15 protein-coding genes are annotated in these 18,487 nt (G+C 60.6%); 12 read left to right on the plus strand and 3 right to left on the minus strand.

What is annotated here, in order from left to right:
- Positions 1-177 precede the first annotated feature (177 nt).
- The gene (locus D8U61_RS27095) at positions 178-1,671 is read right to left on the minus strand and encodes a CoA-acylating methylmalonate-semialdehyde dehydrogenase (protein WP_130928018.1); all 1,494 of its coding nucleotides are present in this window, start codon (positions 1,669-1,671) and stop codon (positions 178-180) included.
- Positions 1,672-1,745: 74 nt separating this feature from the next.
- Complete coding sequence (locus D8U61_RS27100; RefSeq protein WP_130901793.1) at positions 1,746-3,095, minus strand: aspartate aminotransferase family protein; 1,350 nt, start codon at positions 3,093-3,095, stop codon at positions 1,746-1,748.
- Positions 3,096-3,232: 137 nt separating this feature from the next.
- Here D8U61_RS27100 and D8U61_RS27105 point away from each other — a divergent pair, with 137 nt between their 5' ends.
- The 9 genes from D8U61_RS27105 (at position 3,233) to D8U61_RS27145 (ending at position 13,691) form a co-directional block, all read left to right on the plus strand.
- Complete coding sequence (locus tag D8U61_RS27105; RefSeq protein ID WP_016771807.1) at positions 3,233-4,153, plus strand: LysR family transcriptional regulator; 921 nt, start codon at positions 3,233-3,235, stop codon at positions 4,151-4,153.
- 115 nt (positions 4,154-4,268) lie between these two features.
- Entirely contained in the window at positions 4,269-5,657 is a 1,389-nt protein-coding gene (locus D8U61_RS27110) for a nucleobase:cation symporter-2 family protein (RefSeq protein WP_041479656.1), read from the plus strand.
- Between the two features lie 88 nt (positions 5,658-5,745).
- A complete protein-coding gene (locus tag D8U61_RS27115) occupies positions 5,746-6,396 on the plus strand; it encodes a TetR/AcrR family transcriptional regulator (RefSeq protein ID WP_016771809.1) in 651 nt (216 codons plus the stop codon).
- Positions 6,397-6,403: 7 nt separating this feature from the next.
- Positions 6,404-6,985 (plus strand): YigZ family protein, encoded by a 582-nt coding sequence (locus D8U61_RS27120; RefSeq protein WP_130928019.1) that lies wholly within the window; start codon positions 6,404-6,406, stop codon positions 6,983-6,985.
- A 534-nt stretch (positions 6,986-7,519) separates the two neighbouring features.
- Entirely contained in the window at positions 7,520-9,067 is a 1,548-nt protein-coding gene (locus tag D8U61_RS27125) for an ABC transporter ATP-binding protein (RefSeq protein ID WP_130928020.1), read from the plus strand.
- Positions 9,068-9,079: 12 nt separating this feature from the next.
- Entirely contained in the window at positions 9,080-10,186 is a 1,107-nt protein-coding gene (locus D8U61_RS27130; protein WP_122881123.1) for an ABC transporter permease, read from the plus strand.
- Positions 10,186-11,112 (plus strand): ABC transporter permease, encoded by a 927-nt coding sequence (locus D8U61_RS27135; RefSeq protein ID WP_041479652.1) that lies wholly within the window; start codon positions 10,186-10,188, stop codon positions 11,110-11,112. The genes D8U61_RS27130 and D8U61_RS27135 overlap by 1 nt, the downstream gene beginning before the upstream one ends.
- Positions 11,113-11,389: 277 nt before the next feature.
- Positions 11,390-12,076 carry an SDR family oxidoreductase gene (locus D8U61_RS27140; RefSeq protein WP_130928021.1) on the plus strand — a complete coding sequence of 229 codons (687 nt, stop codon included), beginning with the start codon at positions 11,390-11,392 and terminating at the stop codon, positions 12,074-12,076.
- A gap of 256 nt (positions 12,077-12,332) precedes the next feature.
- Positions 12,333-13,691: an 8-oxoguanine deaminase gene (locus D8U61_RS27145; protein ID WP_016771813.1), complete on the plus strand. Its 1,359-nt coding sequence runs from the start codon at positions 12,333-12,335 to the stop codon at positions 13,689-13,691.
- Between the two features lie 124 nt (positions 13,692-13,815).
- On the opposite strand, the gene D8U61_RS27150 is transcribed toward D8U61_RS27145, so the two are convergent.
- A complete protein-coding gene (locus D8U61_RS27150; RefSeq protein WP_056787779.1) occupies positions 13,816-14,907 on the minus strand; it encodes a calcium:proton antiporter in 1,092 nt (363 codons plus the stop codon).
- Positions 14,908-15,194: 287 nt separating this feature from the next.
- On the opposite strand from D8U61_RS27150, the gene D8U61_RS27155 reads away from it, so the two are divergent.
- The 3 genes from D8U61_RS27155 (at position 15,195) to D8U61_RS27165 (ending at position 18,412) form a co-directional block, all read left to right on the plus strand.
- Positions 15,195-16,268, plus strand: a complete 1,074-nt coding sequence (locus D8U61_RS27155; RefSeq protein WP_016771815.1) for a BMP family ABC transporter substrate-binding protein — start codon at positions 15,195-15,197, stop codon at positions 16,266-16,268.
- Between the two features lie 144 nt (positions 16,269-16,412).
- The gene (locus D8U61_RS27160; RefSeq protein ID WP_130928022.1) at positions 16,413-17,378 is read left to right on the plus strand and encodes a 2-oxoglutarate and iron-dependent oxygenase domain-containing protein; all 966 of its coding nucleotides are present in this window, start codon (positions 16,413-16,415) and stop codon (positions 17,376-17,378) included.
- Positions 17,379-17,458: 80 nt separating this feature from the next.
- Positions 17,459-18,412 carry an adenosine deaminase gene (locus D8U61_RS27165; RefSeq protein ID WP_130928023.1) on the plus strand — a complete coding sequence of 318 codons (954 nt, stop codon included), beginning with the start codon at positions 17,459-17,461 and terminating at the stop codon, positions 18,410-18,412.
- The last annotated feature ends 75 nt before the right edge of the window (positions 18,413-18,487 follow it).

Here is an 18,487-nt window from a genome sequence, read left to right on the forward strand (position 1 = left end):
GCGTAACTCTTTGAATCTCAAGGAGTTTTCCGTTTCGACTGCGCCGGAAGTGGGGAGAATTATAGACCTCTGGAATCTGCCGTCAACACCTATTTTCATATTTCTGTCATATCGGTCAAAAAGCCCCGAAAACGCGAAGGCCGACCTGAAAGGTCGGCCTTCTGCACATCCAGCTACTTATAAGCTAGGGAATGCGAACTGCGAAGCTTCATGGCTTGCACGCTGCGGCCAGCGCTGGGTGATTGCCTTGCGACGAGTATAGAAGCGCACGCCGTCCGGACCGTACGCATGCAGGTCGCCAAACAGCGAACGCTTCCAGCCGCCAAAGCTGTGATAAGCCACCGGCACCGGCAGCGGCACGTTGACGCCGACCATGCCGACTTCGATCTCGTCACAGAACAGCCGCGCCGCTTCGCCGTCACGGGTGAAGATGCAGGTGCCGTTGCCGTATTCGTGATCATTGATCAGTTGCATCGCCTCTTCCAGGCTGTTCACCCGCACCACGCACAGCACCGGCCCGAAGATCTCTTCTTTATAGATGCGCATCTCTGGAGTGACGTTGTCGAACAGGCAGCCACCGAGGAAGAAGCCGTCTTCATGACCGGCGATGCTCAGACCGCGGCCATCGACCACCAGGGTCGCGCCCGCCGCCACACCGTCATCCACATAACCGCTGACCTTGTCACGCGCCTGACCGGTAACCAACGGCCCCATGTCCAGACCGCACGAGGTACCCGCACCGATTTTCAGCGCTTTGATCTGTGGAACCAGTTTCGCCACCAGCGCGTCCGCGACCTGATCGCCAACACACACGGCCACCGAGATGGCCATGCAGCGTTCGCCGCAGGAACCGTAGGCCGCGCCCATCAGTGCACTCACCGCATTGTCCAGATCGGCATCCGGCATCAGCACCGCGTGGTTCTTCGCGCCGCCCAGTGCCTGAACGCGTTTGCCGCGCTTGGTGCCTTCGGCGTAGATGTATTCGGCAATCGGTGTCGAACCGACGAAGCTCAGCGCTTTGACTTCCGGCGCTTCGATCAACGCGTCCACCGCCGTCTTGTCACCATGGACCACACTCATCACACCTTTCGGCAACCCGGCTTCCAGCAGCAACTGAGCGATCAGCAGCGTCGAGCTTGGATCGCGCTCGGATGGCTTGAGGATGAAGCAGTTGCCGCAGACGATCGCCAGCGGGTACATCCACAGCGGGACCATGGCCGGGAAGTTGAACGGAGTGATACCGGCCACAATCCCCAACGGCTGGAAGTCCGACCAGGCATCGATATTCGGGCCGACGTTGCGGCTGTACTCGCCCTTGAGGATTTCCGGGGCGGCGCAGGCGAACTCGACGTTCTCGATACCGCGCTTCAATTCACCGGCGGCGTCTTCCAGGGTCTTGCCGTGCTCTTCGCTGATCAGTTGCGAGATGCGCGCTTCGTTCTGCTCCAGCAATTGCTTAAAGCGGAACATCACCTGGGCGCGTTTGGCTGGCGGCGTGTTGCGCCAGGACGGGAACGCAGCCTTGGCGGCATCGATGGCTTTCTGAATGGTGGCCTGGCTGGCCAGTGGCAGTTTGTGAATTGCCTGACCGGTAGACGGGTTGAACACATCTACCGCGCGACCGGTTTCGGTCACCAGTTCGCCATTGATCAAATGCGGAATAACGCTCATCGAACACTCCTGAATTCTGGTCCGCAGGCGCCGTGAGAGGCGCCCGCACTTTTGTACATATATAGAAGGAAAAATCAGTCGAGCTTGTTCAGCACTTCGCCGACCGCGTCGAACAGACGATCGAGGTCTTGCGGCTTGCTGTTGAAGGTTGGGCCGAACTGCAGGGTGTCGCCGCCGAAGCGCACGTAGAACCCGGCTTTCCACAGGGCCATGCCCGCTTCGAACGGACGCACGATGGCGTCGCCGTCACGCCCGGCAATCTGGATCGCGCCGGCCAGGCCGTAGTTACGGATGTCGATGACGTTCTTCGAGCCTTTCAGGCCGTGCAACGCGTTCTCGAAATGCGGCGCAATTTCGGCGACGCTCTGCACCAGGTTTTCCTTTTGCAGCAGATCCAGTGCCGCAAGACCGGCGGCGCAGGCCACCGGGTGCGCCGAATAGGTGTAGCCGTGGGGGAATTCCACGGCGTATTCCGGCGTCGGCTGGTTCATGAAGGTCTGGTAGATCTCGGAGCTGGCAATCACCGCGCCCATCGGAATCGCGCCGTTGGTGACTTGTTTGGCGATGCACATCAGGTCCGGGGTCACGCCGAAGCTCTCGGCGCCGAACATCGAACCGGTGCGGCCGAAACCGGTGATCACTTCGTCGAACACCAGCAGGATGTTGTGCTGATCGCAGATCTCGCGCAGACGCTTGAGGTAACCCTGCGGCGGAACCAATACCCCGGCAGAGCCGGCCATCGGTTCAACGAACACCGCAGCGATGTTGGAAGCGTCGTGCAGTTCGATCAACTTCAGCAGTTCATCGGCCAAAGCAATACCGCCCTGCTCCGGCATGCCGCGGGAAAACGCATTGCTCGCCAGCAGTGTGTGCGGCAGGTGATCGACATCCATCATCGCCTGACCGAACATCTTGCGGTTGCCGTTGACGCCGCCGAGGCTGGTGCCGGCGATATTCACGCCGTGGTAGCCACGGGCGCGGCCGATCATCTTGGTCTTGGTCGCCTGGCCTTTCAGGCGCCAGTAGGCACGGACCATTTTCACCGCGGTGTCAGCGCACTCGGAACCAGAGTCGGTGAAGAACACGTGGTTCAGATTGCCCGGGGTCAGTTCAGTGATTTTCTCTGCCAGTTGGAACGACAACGGATGGCCGTACTGGAAGCCCGGCGAGTAATCGAGGGTGCCCAGTTGTTTCGAAACGGCTTCCTGAATTTCCTTGCGGGTGTGCCCGGCGCCGCAGGTCCACAGACCGGACAGCGAGTCGTAGATCTTGCGGCCCTTGTCGTCGAACAGCCAGCTGCCTTCAGCGCCGACGATCAGACGCGGGTCGCGCTGAAAGTTGCGGTTGGCGGTGTACGGCATCCAGTGCGCGTCCAGCTTCAATTGGCTGGCCAGTGGCGACGGCGCGTTTTCAGGCATGTTCATCGGGCAAAACCTCGCAGGGCATAAGCGTCAGGGAGATGGAAAGCGTTGTTGCAGCTAAATTGCCACGGCGATAAAGTCGGTGAAATCCAACTCTTCTAACCTTCAGTTAGATCATCGCTAAACAAAGAGAACAAAAAATGAGCAGCCGCCGCGCCGACCCACTGGCTCAAGTCAGTGACTTTGATATCCGTCTGCTGAGGATTTTTCGCAGTGTCGTGGAATGTGGCGGCTTCTCCGCAGCGGAAACCGTGCTTGGCATCGGCCGCTCGGCGATCAGCCAGCAGATGAGCGATCTGGAGCAGCGCCTCGGCTTGCGCTTGTGTCAGCGTGGCCGGGCCGGGTTTTCCCTGACCGAGGAAGGTCGTGAGGTGTATCAATCAGCGCTGCAATTGTTGAGTGCGCTGGAGAGTTTCCGCACTGAGGTCAACGGCCTGCACCAACACCTGCGCGGCGAGCTGATCATCGGCCTCACCGACAACCTCGTCACCCTGCCCCACATGCGCATCACCCACGCCCTCGCGCAATTGAAGGAGCGCGGGCCGGATGTGCAGATCCAGATCCGCATGATTGCGCCCAATGAAGTTGAACAAGGTGTGCTCGACGGGCGCCTGCACGTTGGCGTGGTGCCGCAGGCCAGCGCCTTGTCGGGACTGGAATATCAGCCGTTATACAGCGAGCGTTCGCTGCTGTATTGCGCGGTGGGTCATCCGCTGTTTTATGTCGACGACAAGCAACTCGATGATCAACGCCTCGACAGTCAGGACGCGATTGCGCCGACCTTCCGTTTGCCGGCAGAGATTCAGGCGCACTACCAGGCGCTCAACTGCACCGCCAGTGCCTCTGACCGTGAGGGCATGGCATTTCTGATTCTGACCGGACGCTACATCGGTTACCTGCCGGATCACTACGCCAATCTTTGGGTGCAGCAGGGGCGCTTGCGTGCGCTCAAGGCCGGCACGCGTTTTTACGATTTGAGTCTGGCATCGGTCACGCGCAAGGGGCGGCGCCCTCATTTGGTGCTGGAAAGTTTCCTCGAGAGTCTGGCCGCGACGCGATAGATAAGCGCGCAGAGCCCAGCCCGGCTGGGCCTCATCGACAGAATCCTGGAATAACCTGAGCAAGTGGACAGGTTTTTGCAGAGAAGGGGTAACTCTCCTTCAAGAAGCCAAAGCCATGCAGCCAGATTCCGATTCATCCAGTGAACTGATCTACGGCCTCAACGACCGCCCCAAACCACTCGCCGCCATTCTCGCCGCGCTGCAACACGTGCTCGCCAGTTTCGTCGGCATCATCACCCCGCCACTGGTGATCGGTTCCGCGCTCGGGCTGACCGCGCATCTACCGTACCTGATCAGCATGGCGCTGATGGTCTCGGGCGTCGGCACTTTTATCCAGGCGCGGCGACCGTTCGGCATTGGCGCGGGGATGATCTGTCTGCAAGGCACCAGTTTCGCGTTTCTCGGTGCGGTGCTGTCGGCCGGGTTTCTGGTCAAGCAGCGCGGCGGCAGCCCGGAAGATATCCTGGCGATGATTTTCGGCGTGTGCTTTTTCGGCGCAATCGTGCAGATCGTGCTCAGCCGTTTCATCGGTCAGTTGCGCCGAGTGGTGACACCGCTGGTGACCGGCATCGTCATCACGCTGATCGGCATCAGCCTGATCAAGGTCGGCATCACCGATCTGGGTGGCGGCTTCAACGCGCCGGACTTCGGCGCGCCGGGCAATCTGGCCTTGGGCGTGTTCGTGCTGCTGACGATCATTCTGCTTAACCGCTCGAATACGCCGTGGGTGCGACTGTCGGCGATCATCATCGGACTGGTGCTCGGCAGCCTCGCGGCGTGGTTCAGCGGGAAACTGGTCCCGCAGCCGTTGCCTGACTTGCCGCTGGTGAGTTTTCCTACGCCATTCAAGTTCGGATTCAACTTCGACTGGACCGCTTTCCTGCCGGTCGCGCTGATTTACCTGATCAGCACCATCGAAACCGTCGGCGACCTCACCGCCAATTGCATGCTTGCCCGCCAACCGATCAGCGGCCCTTCTTATATAAGCCGCTTGCGCGGTGGCGTGCTCGGTGATGGCGTGAGCTGCATGATCGCGGCGACCTTCAGCGCCTTCCCCAACACAACGTTCGCGCAGAACAACGGCGTGATCCAATTGACCGGCGTTGCCAGCCGCTACGTCGGCCTGTACATCGGCGCGATCCTGTTCTGCCTCGGCCTGTTCCCGATGATCGGCGCGGTGCTGCAACAGATCCCGAAACCGGTGCTGGGCGGCGCAACGCTGGTGATGTTCGGCGCTGTGGCGGCGGCGGGCGTGCGTATTCTCGCGCAGTCACCGCTGGACCGGCGCAGCATGTTGATCATCGCCACTTCGTTCGGCGTCGGCCTTGGCATCGCCGCGCAACCGAACCTGCTGCACCTGCTGCCGAAACTGGTGCAGAACCTGTTCGACTCGGCGATCACCAGCGGCGGGCTGACGGCAATCGTCCTCTGTCTGTTGTTGCCGGAAGGCAAAACCGCCGAGACAAAAAGCCCCGCGTCATTGAACAAGATCGAACAGGCGTAACTGTTTTTCCGCGCCAGGACTTGTCGGATGCCTGTGGGTGCGCTATCAACGCAACTGGTTGCACCCACAGACAATCCCGGAAGTGCCTATGACCTTTGAAGTCCCAGCCCACGGCGGCAAACCCGCCAGCCGCATTCGTCAGAAGAACGAAGAGACCATTCTCAAAGCCGCCGAAGACGAGTTCGCCCGTCACGGGTTCAAAGGCACCAGCATGAACACCATCGCGCAGAATGCCGGGCTGCCCAAGGCCAACCTGCATTACTACTTCACCAACAAGCTCGGTTTGTATGTGGCGGTGCTGAGCAACATCATCGAGTTGTGGGACAGCACCTTCAACACCCTCACTGCCGAGGATGACCCGGCCGAAGCGCTGACCCGCTACATCCGCGCGAAGATGGAATTCTCCCGGCGCCAGCCACAGGCCTCGCGGATCTTCGCCATGGAAGTGATCAGCGGCGGCGAATGCCTGAGCGAATATTTCAATCAGGATTACCGCACCTGGTTCACCGGGCGCGCGGCGGTGTTTCAGGCGTGGATCGATGCCGGCAAAATGGACCCGGTCGACCCGGTGCACCTGATTTTCCTGCTGTGGGGCAGCACTCAGCATTATGCCGACTTCGCCACGCAGATCTGCCGCGTCACCGGGCGCAGCAAGTTGACCAAGCAGGACATGGAAGACGCCGGCAACAACCTGATCCGCATCATTCTCAAAGGCTGCGGCCTCACTCCTTCTCTATAAGACGTTTATGCCTTTCACCCTCAGCGGTTTTTGCGAGTACCGCGAAGAGATTCGCAAAAGCCGCTTCATCACTCTGGCGACGCCGATCAGCAGCCCTGCCGATGCGCAGGCGTTTTTCGAGCAGCACAGCGATTTGAATGCCACGCACAATTGCTGGGCGTGGAAACTCGGCGCGCAATACCGCAGCACTGACGACGGCGAGCCGGGCGGCACGGCCGGGCGCCCCATTCTGGCGGCGATAGAAGCTCAGGATTGCGATCAGGTCGCGGTGCTGGTGATTCGCTGGTACGGCGGCATACAACTGGGCACCGGCGGTTTGGCCCGGGCCTATGGCGGTGGCGCCAACAAGTGCCTGCAAGCGGCGCAGAAAGTCGAGCTGATCAGCCGCGTGTCGCTGAGTTGCGCCTGCGGATTTGCCGAGTTGGCGCTGGTGAAGTTGCGCGTGGCCGATCTCGGTGGATTGGTGGTGGAGGAAAACTTCACGGCCAATGGTGTTGAGTTGAAGTTGGCGGTGGGGGAAGCGCAGGTGGAAGTGCTGCAAAGTCAGTTGGCGGATCTGAGCCGTGGGCGGATTTTGTTGCAGCGGTAGGCTGCGATCTTTTAGGGCATCCCTCGTATTCCTTATTCCACAGACTTGCCCACACCTGCTGTGCACCCGACTGTGGATAACCTGAGCACACACCGCTGTAACCCTTCTGTCATGCGGCTTTGCGCGATTTGTTCAATTTTCGTTCAATTGACCCGACGAAAGGGAAATCCAGCGCAAAAACAAACAGTTACCTTCGTTTATGACCATTAGAACAAAGCATCGCAGTGCTTATGCCCACCCTCGGCGCTTGCGCACAATTACTGTGGAGCAACCTGTGGATAAGCCGTTCATGACCGCCGCAGCCGCTGGATCTGTCTGGCTCCCAGGCAGTTGCTCGTTTTTTAACCAACTGCAAGCGGGCAAAACTGGAGCCTGTTCAATGGCTTTGCGCTGAATTGGTGCTCGATCGAAAGACAAAACGCCCGCCGATGCGCTGCTGTCGGCACTTGCGGACTGGCTCCGCAAGCGTTCCTGACTCAATGGCCAGGAAATTGCTTTATCCACAGGCACAACTCCAAGTCAGTCGAGCCTGTCATGTCCATCGCCCCTTCCCCACCGCGCCTGCAACTGCGCCAGATCAGCAAACGCTACCCCGGTTGTCTGGCCAACGACGCCATCGACCTGAGCATCGCGCCGGGTGAGATCCATGCCCTGCTCGGTGAAAACGGCGCGGGCAAAAGTACGTTGATGAAGATCATTTACGGGGTCACCCAGTGCGACAGCGGTGAAATGCTCTGGCAGGGACAGCGCGTGCAGATGCGCAATCCGGCGCAGGCGCGGCAGTTGGGCATTGGCATGGTGTTCCAGCATTTCTCGCTGTTCGAAACCCTCAGCGTGGCGCAGAACATTGCCCTGGCGATGGGCGCGGCGGCCGGCACCCCGAAGCAACTGGAGCCGCAGATTCGCGAAGTCTCGCGGCGTTACGGCATGGCGCTGGAGCCGGAGCGACTTGTCCACAGCCTGTCGATCGGCGAGCGCCAGCGGGTGGAAATCATTCGTTGCCTGATGCAGGACATCCGCCTGCTGATTCTCGACGAGCCGACCTCAGTACTGACGCCGCAAGAGGCGGACGAATTGTTCATCACCCTGCGTCGCCTTGCCGCCGAGGGTTGCAGCATTCTGTTCATCAGCCACAAGCTCGGTGAAGTGCGCGCCTTGTGCCACAGCGCCACGGTGCTGCGCGGCGGCCGGGTTGCCGGGCATTGCGTGCCCGCCGAATGTTCGGACCAGCAACTGGCGCAAATGATGGTCGGTGAAGCGGCGGCTTTGATTGGCGAGTATCCGAAGGTCAGCGGTGGCGCGGCGTTTCTGCAGGTGCAGGGTTTGAGCTGGCACAACCCGGATCCGTTCGGTTGCTCGCTGACCGACATCGACCTGCAAGTGCGCAGTGGTGAAATCGTCGGCATCGCCGGGGTCGCGGGCAATGGTCAGGATGAATTGCTCGCCCTGCTCAGCGGCGAGCAGCCCTTGCCTCGTGCGCAAGCGGCGACCCTGCGCTTCGCAGAGAAAAACGTCGCTGACCTGCGCCCGGATGCGCGGCGCAAACTCGGTCTGGCCTTCGTGCCGGCCGAACGCCTTGGCCACGGCGCGGTACCAGAGTTGAGTCTGGCCGATAACGCCCTGCTCAGTGCTTTTCAGCAAGGACTGGTCAGCCACGGGTTGATCCAACGCGGCAAAGTCGAAGCCCTCGCGCAGCAGATCATCCAGCGTTTCGGCGTGAAGACCCCGGACACGCAAACCGCTGCGCGCAGCCTGTCCGGCGGCAATTTGCAGAAATTCATCCTCGGCCGGGAAATTCTTCAGCAACCGAAACTGCTGATCGCCGCGCACCCGACCTGGGGCGTCGACGTCGGTGCCGCCGCCACCATTCATCGCGCCTTGATCGCCCTGCGCGATGCCGGCGCGGCGATTCTGGTGATTTCCGAAGACCTCGATGAATTGTTCCAGATCAGCGATCGCCTCGGCGCGCTGTGCGGCGGGCGTCTCTCGGCGCTGCAAGACACCAGCGCTACACAACTGAGCGATGTCGGCGCGTGGATGGCCGGCCAGTTCGATCATTCACCTCGCGCCGCTTCGGTTTAACGGAGTTTCAACATGCTGCTTTCCCTCGAACCCCGTGGCCAGCAATCGCGCCTGATGCTGTGGTGCTCGCCGTTATTGGCGGCGGCGCTGACACTCGGCTGCGGCTCGCTGTTGTTCATCGCGCTGGGCCACGACCCACTGCAAACCTTGCACACACTGCTGATCGCGCCCGTCAGCGATTTGTATGGCGTGTCTGAATTGCTGGTCAAGGCGCTGCCGATTCTGCTCTGCGCACTGGGCCTGGCCGTGGCCTATCAGGCGCGGATCTGGAACATCGGCGCCGAAGGCCAACTTCTACTTGGCGCCTTGGCCGGCAGTGCTCTGGCAGTGAACGTTATCGACATGCAAAGTCGCTGGGCGCTGATGCTGATTCTGCTGACCGGGACGCTGGCGGGCGCCGCATGGGCCGGGCTCACCGCATGGCTGCGCACGCGCTTCAATGCCAACGAAATCCTCACCAGCATCATGCTCAACTACATCGCGCTGAACCTGCTGCTGTTCTGCGTGCACGGGCCGTTGAAGGATCCGGCGGGCTTCAATTTCCCCGAGTCAGCGATGTTCGGCGACGCCAGTCGTTTGCCGCTGCTGCTGGAGGACGGCCGCGTGCATGCCGGGGTGTATTTCGCCCTGCTCGCGCTGGTTGCGGTGTGGGTGTTGTTGCAGAAAAGCTTCATCGGCTTCCAGATCAAAGTGCTCGGGCTGGACAAGCGTGCGGCAGGTTTTGTCGGCTTCCGCGAGAAGCGCCTGATCTGGCTGGCGCTGTTGATCAGCGGTGGTCTGGCCGGGCTCGCCGGGGTCTGCGAAGTGACCGGGCCGATCGGCCAACTGGTGCCCCAAGTGTCGCCGGGCTATGGCTACGCGGCGATCACCGTGGCGTTTCTCGGACGGTTGAATCCGCTCGGCATTCTGTTCTCCAGTCTGCTCATGGCGCTGCTGTACATCGGCGGCGAGAGCGCGCAGATGTCGCTCAACCTGCCGCAGGCGATCACCCAATTGTTCCAGGGCATGATGCTGTTTTTCCTGCTCGCCTGTGACGTGCTGATTCTCTATCGGCCACGCCTGAAACTGCGCTGGACCCGGCGCGCCTCGACCCCTGCCGTAACCGCCGGAGCGCTGTGATGGATATCGATCTGTTGAGCAATATTTTCTACGCGATGGTCCGCTGCGGCACGCCGCTGTTGCTGGTGGCATTGGGTGAGTTGATCTGCGAGAAAAGCGGCGTCCTCAACCTCGGCCAGGAAGGCATGATGCTGTTCGGTGCGGTGATCGGTTTTATCGTCGCGCTGAACAGCGGCAACCTGTGGCTGGGTGTGCTGCTGGCGATGTTGGCCGGGATGTTGTTGTCGTCACTGTTTGCCCTGGTCGCGCTGGTGTTCAACGCCAATCAGGTGGCCACCGGTTTGGCGCTGACGATCTTTGGTGTCGGGCTTTCGACGTTTGTCGGCGCGGCATGGGTGGGTAAGCCGCTGGCGGGTTTCGAGCCTCTGGCGATTCCGTATCTGAGTGAGATCCCGCTGATCGGGCGGATGCTGTTTGCCCAGGATCTGCTGGTGTATCTGTCGTTCGCCCTGTTTGCGCTGGTGGCGTGGGTGATCATCAAAAGTCGTGTCGGCCTGATCATTCAAGCGGTCGGTGAAAACCCGGATGCGGCCAGCGCCATGGGCTTGCCGGTGCTGACTGTACGCACCTTGGCGGTGTTGTTCGGCGGAGCAATGGCCGGGCTGGCCGGGGCTTATCTGTCGCTGGCGTACACACCGATGTGGGCAGAGAACATGACCGCAGGGCGCGGCTGGATCGCTCTGGCGCTGGTGGTGTTTGCCAGTTGGCGGGTGTGGCGCTTGCTGCTAGGGGCGTATCTGTTCGGCCTCGCCAGCATCCTGCACTTGGTGGCACAGGGATTGGGACTGGCGATACCTTCGAGCCTGCTGGCGATGCTGCCGTATGTGGCGACGATTTTGGTGCTGGTGCTGCTGTCCCGCGACGCCGTGCGTACGCGATTGTATGCGCCGGTTTCGTTGGGGCAACCGTGGCAGTCAGGACACTGATCGTTGTCAGAGCGGGCCTCTTCGCGAGCAGGCTCGCTCCAACAGGGGATCTGAGTGAACACGGGCATATGTGGGAGCGAGCCTGCTCGCGAAGAGGCCCGCTCTGACAACACTTGAACCACGCCTCGTGATTGTTTCTGATCAAACACCCTCGAGAAACTCAAGAAGCCTGGAGTATGCTCCGGGATCAAGGCCTGTTTTTCGCCAAGCGCTGCAACTGCGCCTTGGTCAGGCGTGTCCATTGAATCCTGAATGCTGACTTTCAAGGAAACCCATCATGTCTCAGGCAAAAAACGCACTGATCATCGGCGCCTCCCGCGGCTTGGGCCTCGGTCTGGTGAAGACCCTGCTGGGCGATGGCTGGCAAGTCACCGCGACGGTGCGCAATCCGCAGAAGGCCGAGGCGCTGCAAGCGCTGGGTAACGTGCGCATCGAGAAGCTCGACATGGACGATCAGCAAGCGGTGATCGCTCTGAGCCAGAAACTCAAGGGCGAAACCTTCGATCTGTTGTTCGTCAACGCCGGGGTCAAAGGCCCGGACGTGCAGACGCCGGGCGGTGCGACCCTGGCCGAGGTCGGGCAACTGTTTTTCACCAACGCAGTGGCGCCGATCAATCTCGCCCAGCGTTTCGTCGGGCAGATTCGCGACGGCAGCGGCGTGCTGGCGTTCATGAGTTCGGTGCTCGGCAGCGTGACCATGCCCGACGCGCCGGAGCTGGCGTTGTACAAGGCGAGCAAAGCGGCGCTGAATTCGATGACCAACAGTTTTGTCACGCAACTGGGCGAGCAGAAACTGACCGTACTGTCGTTGCACCCGGGCTGGGTGAAGACCGACATGGGCGGCGAAGGTGCTGACTTGGATGTAGAGACCAGCACTCGCGGGCTGATTGACCAGGTCAATGCATTCACCGGCAAGGGCGGGCATCACTTCGTCAATTACAAGGGTGAAACGATTGCTTGGTAAGCACTGAAAATCCCGATGTGGGAGCGAGCCCGCTCGCGAATACGATCTGTCAGGTAAATCTGTATCGACTGACATGACGCCTTCGCGAGCAGGCTCGCTCCCACAGGGAGTGATGGTGAATGGTCGGGTGGCGCTTGCCCGGCGCGGCGATTTGTTTGAAACTGCGCGCCTCGTCCTTCGCGGCGACCCTGGATCAGCAGACAGGGCAACACTGAGCTGGCAACCCTGAACCCAACTTTCAGAGGAGCCGGCCACAATGCCTGCGACCCGTACCTGGTTAAAAAATCCCCTCGCCATTTTCACTTCCAACGAGCTTGATGCCCGCGGCGGCCTTGTCGTGCAAGACGGTGTGATCGTCGAAGTCCTCGCTGCCGGTCAGCAGCCGTCGGCGCCGTGCAATGAAGTGTTCGATGCCCGCGAGCATGTGATCCTGCCGGGCCTGATCAACACTCACCATCACTTCTATCAAACCCTGACCCGCGCCTGGGCGCCGGTGGTCAATCAGCCGCTGTTTCCGTGGCTGAAAACCCTGTACCCGGTATGGGCGCGGCTGACCCCGGAAAAACTCGCCCTCGCCACCAAAGTGGCGCTGGCCGAATTGCTGCTCTCAGGTTGCACCACCGCTGCGGACCATCACTATCTGTTCCCGGACGGTCTGGAAAACGCCATCGACGTGCAGGTCGAAACGGTGCGTGAACTGGGCATGCGCGCCATGCTCACGCGCGGCTCGATGAGCCTTGGCGAGAAGGACGGCGGCCTGCCTCCGCAACAAACGGTGCAGGAAGGCCAGGTGATTCTCGACGACAGCCAGCGGCTGATTCACGAGTACCACGAGCGTGGCGACGGCGCGCAGATCCAGATCGCCCTGGCGCCATGTTCGCCATTTTCGGTGACCCCGGAAATCATGTCGGCCAGCGCTGATCTGGCGAACAAACTCGATGTGCGTCTGCACACCCATCTCGCTGAAACCCTTGATGAAGAAGACTTCTGCCTGCAACGCTTCGGTCTGCGCACCGTCGATTATCTGGACAGCGTCGGCTGGCTCGGCCCGCGAACCTGGCTGGCCCACGGCATCCATTTCAACCCCGACGAAATCGCCCGCCTCGGCCAGGCCGGCACGGGCATCTGCCACTGCCCAAGCTCGAACATGCGCCTGGCGTCCGGCATCTGCCCGAGCATCGAGCTGACCGACGCCGGCGCGCTGTTCGGTCTTGGCGTCGACGGTTCGGCATCCAATGATGCCTCGAACATGATCCTCGAAGCGCGTCAGGCTTTGTACATCCAGCGCCTGCGTTACGGCGCCGAAAAGATCACCCCGGAGCGCGTGCTGGGCTGGGCGACCAAGGGTTCGGCGAGCCTGCTCGGTCGCAGCGACATCGGCGAAATCGCCGTGGGCAAACAGGCGGATCTGGCGTTGTTCAAGCTCGATGAACTGCGCTTCTCCGGTAGCCATGATCCGATTTCGGCGCTGTTGTTGTGCGGCGCGGATCGGGCGGATCGAGTGATGATTGGCGGCAAGTGGCGTGTGGTTGATGGGCAGGTTGAAGGGTTGGACCTGAAAGGTTTGATCGCCGATCACAGCCAGGCGGCTCGGCAGTTGATTGCCGGCACCTGAGTCACCGCCGTTCAAAACTGTGGGAGCGAGCCTGCTCGCGAAGAGGGAGTGTCAGACAACATGTTTGTTGGATGACACACCGTTTTCGCGAGCAGGCTCGCTCCCACATGAGTATCTGCCAGCCCTAAAGGCCCAGTAGCGACAGCATGATAAAGGTCGCAAACAGCACAAAGTGCGTCATGCCCTCAATGGCGTTGGTTTCGCCGTCATTGAGGTTGATCGCGCTGACGATCAGGGTGATGAAGATCATCACCGTTTGCACCGGGGTCATCGCCATTTGAAACGGCTGGCCGGTGTACAGCGCCATCGCTTCCATCACCGGTACGGTCAGAATCACCGTCGACAGTGACGCCCCCATCGCAATGTTGACCACCGACTGCATGCGATTGGCCAGCGCCGCTCGTAATGCGGTGAGAATCTCCGGCGCCGCCGAAATCGCTGCCACCAGAATCGCCGTGATCACCGGCGGTGCACCCGTGCCTTCCAGGCCCAGATCGAGGGTCTTGGACATCACCTCGGCCAGTGCGCCGATGATCACCACCCCCGACACCAGAATGCCGATCGACAGCGCCAGGCTGACCGGCTTCGGCTCCTGCTCGACCGGCTCCTTCTTGCGACGTTTGTCCGGGTAGCTGTAGCTGAAAAAGTAACTGTGCGGGCCGACCTGCATGCGCAGGAACAGCGCGTAGAGCACCATCATCGCGCCAATGGTGAACGCCGAATACATCTTCCAGTTGGCCTCGGGAATGAACTCCGGCACCACCATCGACACGCCCATCGCAGTGAGGATCATGACGCTGTAGCTGCGCGCCGAATCGTCGTTGTAGGACTGTTCGCCGTGTTTGATCCCGCCCATCAGTGCGGCGAGGCCGAGGATGCCGTTGATGTCGAGCATCACCGCTGAATAAATCGTGTCGCGCACCAGTGTTGCCGAGGCTTCGTTGCTCATCATGATCGCCAGGATCACCACTTCGACCAGCACCGCCGAGAGCGTGAGGATCATCGTGCCGTAGGGATCTCCGACCTTTTCCGCCAGCAGTTCGGCGTGATGAGCGACGCGCATCGAGGCGGCGACAATAAAGGCGATCAGCAGCAGACCGCCGCCCAGCGCGACGATCTGGCCGCTGTGCAGCAGCCAATGTTCCAGTGGATAAGCGACGCACGCGGCAAGGACTGCCAGCAGCAGGAAGCTTTCTTGTTTGAGGATTGAGAGCATGACGGGCCTTTTGCCGAAAAGAGCTGATGAAGCTACTGACTGCCGCGCGCCGCTAACGTTTCGTTACATCTTTGCGCACCACGCGATGGCAGCTGGATTCAGGCATGCACTTTTATTGGCCTTGCCGGCCTCTTCGCGAGCAGGCTCGCTCCCACATTCAAATGCGTCCCCTGTGGGAGCGAGCCTGCTCGCGAAGGCCGCGCCGCGTTTTCGAATGCGTTTGTTGTCCTGTTGGTCAGCAATTTGCATTGGCCCTGAGCACACACAACAAAATGGAGTTCGGGTTCATGCCAATACGTCCGCTGCACAAACTGCTGTACGCCGCCATCGGTCTGGGAATCAGCCTGAGCGCCAGCGCTGCCGATCCGCTGAAGGTCGGTTTCGTCTACATCGGCCCGATCGGTGACCACGGCTGGACGTATCAGCACGAACAGGGCCGCAAGGCCCTGGCGGAAAAACTCGGCACGCAGATCACCACCAACTACGTGGAAAACGTCGCCGAGGGCGCCGACGCCGAGCGGGTGATCCGCAACATGGCCAAGGACAAATATGACCTGATCTTCACCACGTCTTTCGGCTACATGAACCCGACAGTGAAAGTCGCCAAGCAATTCCCCAAGGTCACTTTCGAACACGCCACAGGCTACAAGCAGGACAAGAATCTCGGCACTTACCTGGCGCGCACTTACGAGGGCCGTTACGTCGGCGGTTTCCTCGCGGCGAAGATGACCAAGACCAAGAAGATCGGCTACGTCGCCTCGTTCCCGATTCCGGAAGTGATCCGCGACATCAACGCCATCCAGCTGGCCCTGAACAAGTACAACCCTGGCACCGAAATCAAAGTGGTGTGGGTCAACTCCTGGTTCGATCCGGGTAAGGAAGCCGACGCCGCCAACGCGCTGATCGATCAGGGCGTCGACGTGGTGTTCCAGCACACCGACAGCCCGGCGCCGATCCAGGCCGCCGAACGGCGCGGCGTGTATGCCGTGGGCTATGCCTCGGACATGGCCCACTTCGGCCCGAAAGCGGTGCTGACCTCGATCGTCAACGACTGGGCGCCACACTACATTCAGGCGACGCAGAGCGTGATCGATCACACCTGGAAATCTCAGGATTACTGGGGCGGGTTGAAGGAAGGCACGGTGGAACTGCCGATCAGCGATCTGGTGCCGGCGCCGGTGAAAGCCGAAGCAGAGCAGTTGATCGCCGACATCAAGAGCGGCGCATTGCAGCCTTTTACCGGGCCGATCAAGGATCAGGCCGGTGTGGAAAAAATCCCCGCGGGCGTGAGCGCGACCAATGCGGAACTGGCTTCGATGAATTATTACGTTGAGGGCATGAAGGCCGAGATGCCGAAGTAGTCCCCCGATTCACCACACAAAACCCTGTGGGAGCGAGCCTGCTCGCGAAAGCGGTGTGTCATTAACAAAAATGTTGTCTGACACTCCCTCTTCGCGAGCAGGCTCGCTCCCACATTGGAAACACAGCGTATTCAAGGATTGTGTATGGATCAGCTTCCGATCATTGATATCAGCCCGCTCTATAGCGACGACGAAAACGCCTGGCCTGCGGTGGCCGAACAAATCGACCAAGCCTGTCGCGAGTGGGGCTTTTTCTACATCAAGGGCCATCCGATCTCGGCGCAGCGCATCGACGCCCTGCTCGATCACGCCCAGCGCTTCTTTGCATTGCCAGCCGCAGAAAAACTGAAGATCGACATTACTCAGACCCGCCACCATCGCGGCTACGGCGCGATTGCCACAGAGCAACTGGACCCGGACAAACCCAGCGATCTCAAAGAAACTTTCGACATGGGCCTGCATCTGCCGGACGAACATCCCGAGGTGCTCGCGGAAAAACCTTTGCGCGGCCCCAATCGGCATCCGGCGCAACCCGGCTGGGAAACGCTGATGGAGCAGCATTACCTCGACATGCAGGCGCTGGCGCAAACCCTGTTGCGGGCGATGACCATTGCGCTGGGCATCGAGCGCGACTTCTTCGATTCGCGCTTTGTCGACCCGGTCAGCGTGTTGCGCATGATCCATTATCCGCCGCGTCACACCGCCAGCTCCGCCGAGCAACAAGGTGCCGGCGCCCACACCGATTACGGCTGCATCACCCTGCTCTATCAGGACAGCGCCGGCGGTTTGCAGGTGAAGAACGTCAATGGTGAATGGATCGACGCGCCACCGATTGACGGCACGTTCGTGGTCAACCTCGGCGACATGATGGCGCGCTGGAGCAACGACCGTTATCGCTCGACCCCGCACCGGGTGATCAGCCCGCTGGGCGTGGATCGCTATTCGATGCCGTTCTTCGCCGAACCGCACCCGGACACGCGCATCGAATGCCTGCCCGGTTGCCAGGACGCACAGCATCCGGCGAAATATCCGACCACCACCTGTGCCGAATTCCTGCTGTCGCGCTTCGCCGATACCTACGCCTATCGCCGTGAACAAGAGGCGGTTTGATCGATCACCTGGTCAGGTTTTGCCAATTGTTGCGGCCAGCCTCTGTAGAATGCCGGCATTGCACCTGATGAGAAAAGACTATGTACGACTGGCTCAACGCCTTGCCCAAAGCCGAACTGCACCTGCATCTGGAAGGTTCGCTGGAGCCTGAACTGCTGTTCGCCCTGGCCGAACGCAACAAGATCGCCCTGCCGTGGAGCGACGTCGAAACCCTGCGCAAGGCTTACGCCTTCAACAATCTGCAGGAATTTCTCGACTTGTATTACCAAGGCGCCGATGTGCTGCGCACCTCGCAGGACTTCTACGACCTGACCTGGGCCTACCTGCTGCGCTGCAAAGCACAGAACGTGATTCATACCGAACCGTTCTTCGATCCGCAGACCCACACCGACCGGGGCATCCCGTTCGAAGTGGTGCTCAACGGCATCGCCGCCGCGCTCAAGGATGGCGAGACGCAACTGGGCATCAGCAGCGGTTTGATCCTCAGCTTCCTGCGCCACCTCAGCGAAGACGAAGCGCAGAAAACCCTCGATCAGGCGCTGCCGTTCCGTGATGCGTTTGTCGCGGTCGGGCTCGACAGTTCCGAGATGGGCCACCCGCCGAGCAAATTCAAACGTGTCTTCGATCGCGCCCGCGACGAAGGCTTCCTCACCGTCGCCCACGCTGGTGAAGAAGGCCCGCCGGAATACATCTGGGAAGCCATCGACCTGCTGAAAATCCAGCGCATCGACCATGGCGTGCGCGCCATCGAAGACGAGCGCCTGATGCAGCGGATCATCGACGAGCAGATTCCGCTGACCGTGTGCCCGCTGTCGAACACCAAGCTCTGCGTGTTCGATCACATGTCGCAGCACAACATCCTCGACATGCTCGAGCGCGGCGTGAAGGTCACGGTGAACTCCGATGACCCGGCGTATTTCGGCGGGTACGTGACCGAGAACTTCCATGCGCTGCACGAGCATCTGGGCATGACCCAGGATCAGGCCAAGCGCCTGGTGCAGAACAGCCTGGATGCGCGGTTGGTAAAACCGTAAGCAACACCGCAAAACCAATGTGGGAGCGAGCCTGCTCGCGAAGAGGGAGAGTCAGTCAACATTTTCGTTGAATGA

The sequence above is a fragment of the Pseudomonas sp. Sample_14 genome (assembly GCF_004307515.1).
In the GTDB taxonomy this organism is placed as follows: Bacteria; Pseudomonadota; Gammaproteobacteria; order Pseudomonadales; family Pseudomonadaceae; genus Aquipseudomonas; species Aquipseudomonas atacamensis.

Excerpts from the sequence above, each read along its gene's own strand:
- D8U61_RS27165 (WP_130928023.1), top strand. The coding sequence starts at position 17,459 with ATGTACGACTGGCTCAACGCCTTGCCCAAAGCCGAACTGCACCTGCAT.
- D8U61_RS27145 (WP_016771813.1), top strand. The coding sequence starts at position 12,333 with ATGCCTGCGACCCGTACCTGGTTAAAAAATCCCCTCGCCATTTTCACT.
- D8U61_RS27105 (WP_016771807.1), top strand. The coding sequence starts at position 3,233 with ATGAGCAGCCGCCGCGCCGACCCACTGGCTCAAGTCAGTGACTTTGAT.
- D8U61_RS27140 (WP_130928021.1), top strand. The coding sequence starts at position 11,390 with ATGTCTCAGGCAAAAAACGCACTGATCATCGGCGCCTCCCGCGGCTTG.
- D8U61_RS27125 (WP_130928020.1), top strand. The coding sequence starts at position 7,520 with ATGTCCATCGCCCCTTCCCCACCGCGCCTGCAACTGCGCCAGATCAGC.
- D8U61_RS27095 (WP_130928018.1), bottom strand. The coding sequence starts at position 1,671 with ATGAGCGTTATTCCGCATTTGATCAATGGCGAACTGGTGACCGAAACC.
- D8U61_RS27100 (WP_130901793.1), bottom strand. The coding sequence starts at position 3,095 with ATGAACATGCCTGAAAACGCGCCGTCGCCACTGGCCAGCCAATTGAAG.
- D8U61_RS27150 (WP_056787779.1), bottom strand. The coding sequence starts at position 14,907 with ATGCTCTCAATCCTCAAACAAGAAAGCTTCCTGCTGCTGGCAGTCCTT.
- D8U61_RS27135 (WP_041479652.1), top strand. The coding sequence starts at position 10,186 with ATGGATATCGATCTGTTGAGCAATATTTTCTACGCGATGGTCCGCTGC.
- D8U61_RS27155 (WP_016771815.1), top strand. The coding sequence starts at position 15,195 with ATGCCAATACGTCCGCTGCACAAACTGCTGTACGCCGCCATCGGTCTG.
- D8U61_RS27115 (WP_016771809.1), top strand. The coding sequence starts at position 5,746 with ATGACCTTTGAAGTCCCAGCCCACGGCGGCAAACCCGCCAGCCGCATT.
- D8U61_RS27160 (WP_130928022.1), top strand. The coding sequence starts at position 16,413 with ATGGATCAGCTTCCGATCATTGATATCAGCCCGCTCTATAGCGACGAC.
- D8U61_RS27120 (WP_130928019.1), top strand. The coding sequence starts at position 6,404 with ATGCCTTTCACCCTCAGCGGTTTTTGCGAGTACCGCGAAGAGATTCGC.
- D8U61_RS27130 (WP_122881123.1), top strand. The coding sequence starts at position 9,080 with ATGCTGCTTTCCCTCGAACCCCGTGGCCAGCAATCGCGCCTGATGCTG.
- D8U61_RS27110 (WP_041479656.1), top strand. The coding sequence starts at position 4,269 with ATGCAGCCAGATTCCGATTCATCCAGTGAACTGATCTACGGCCTCAAC.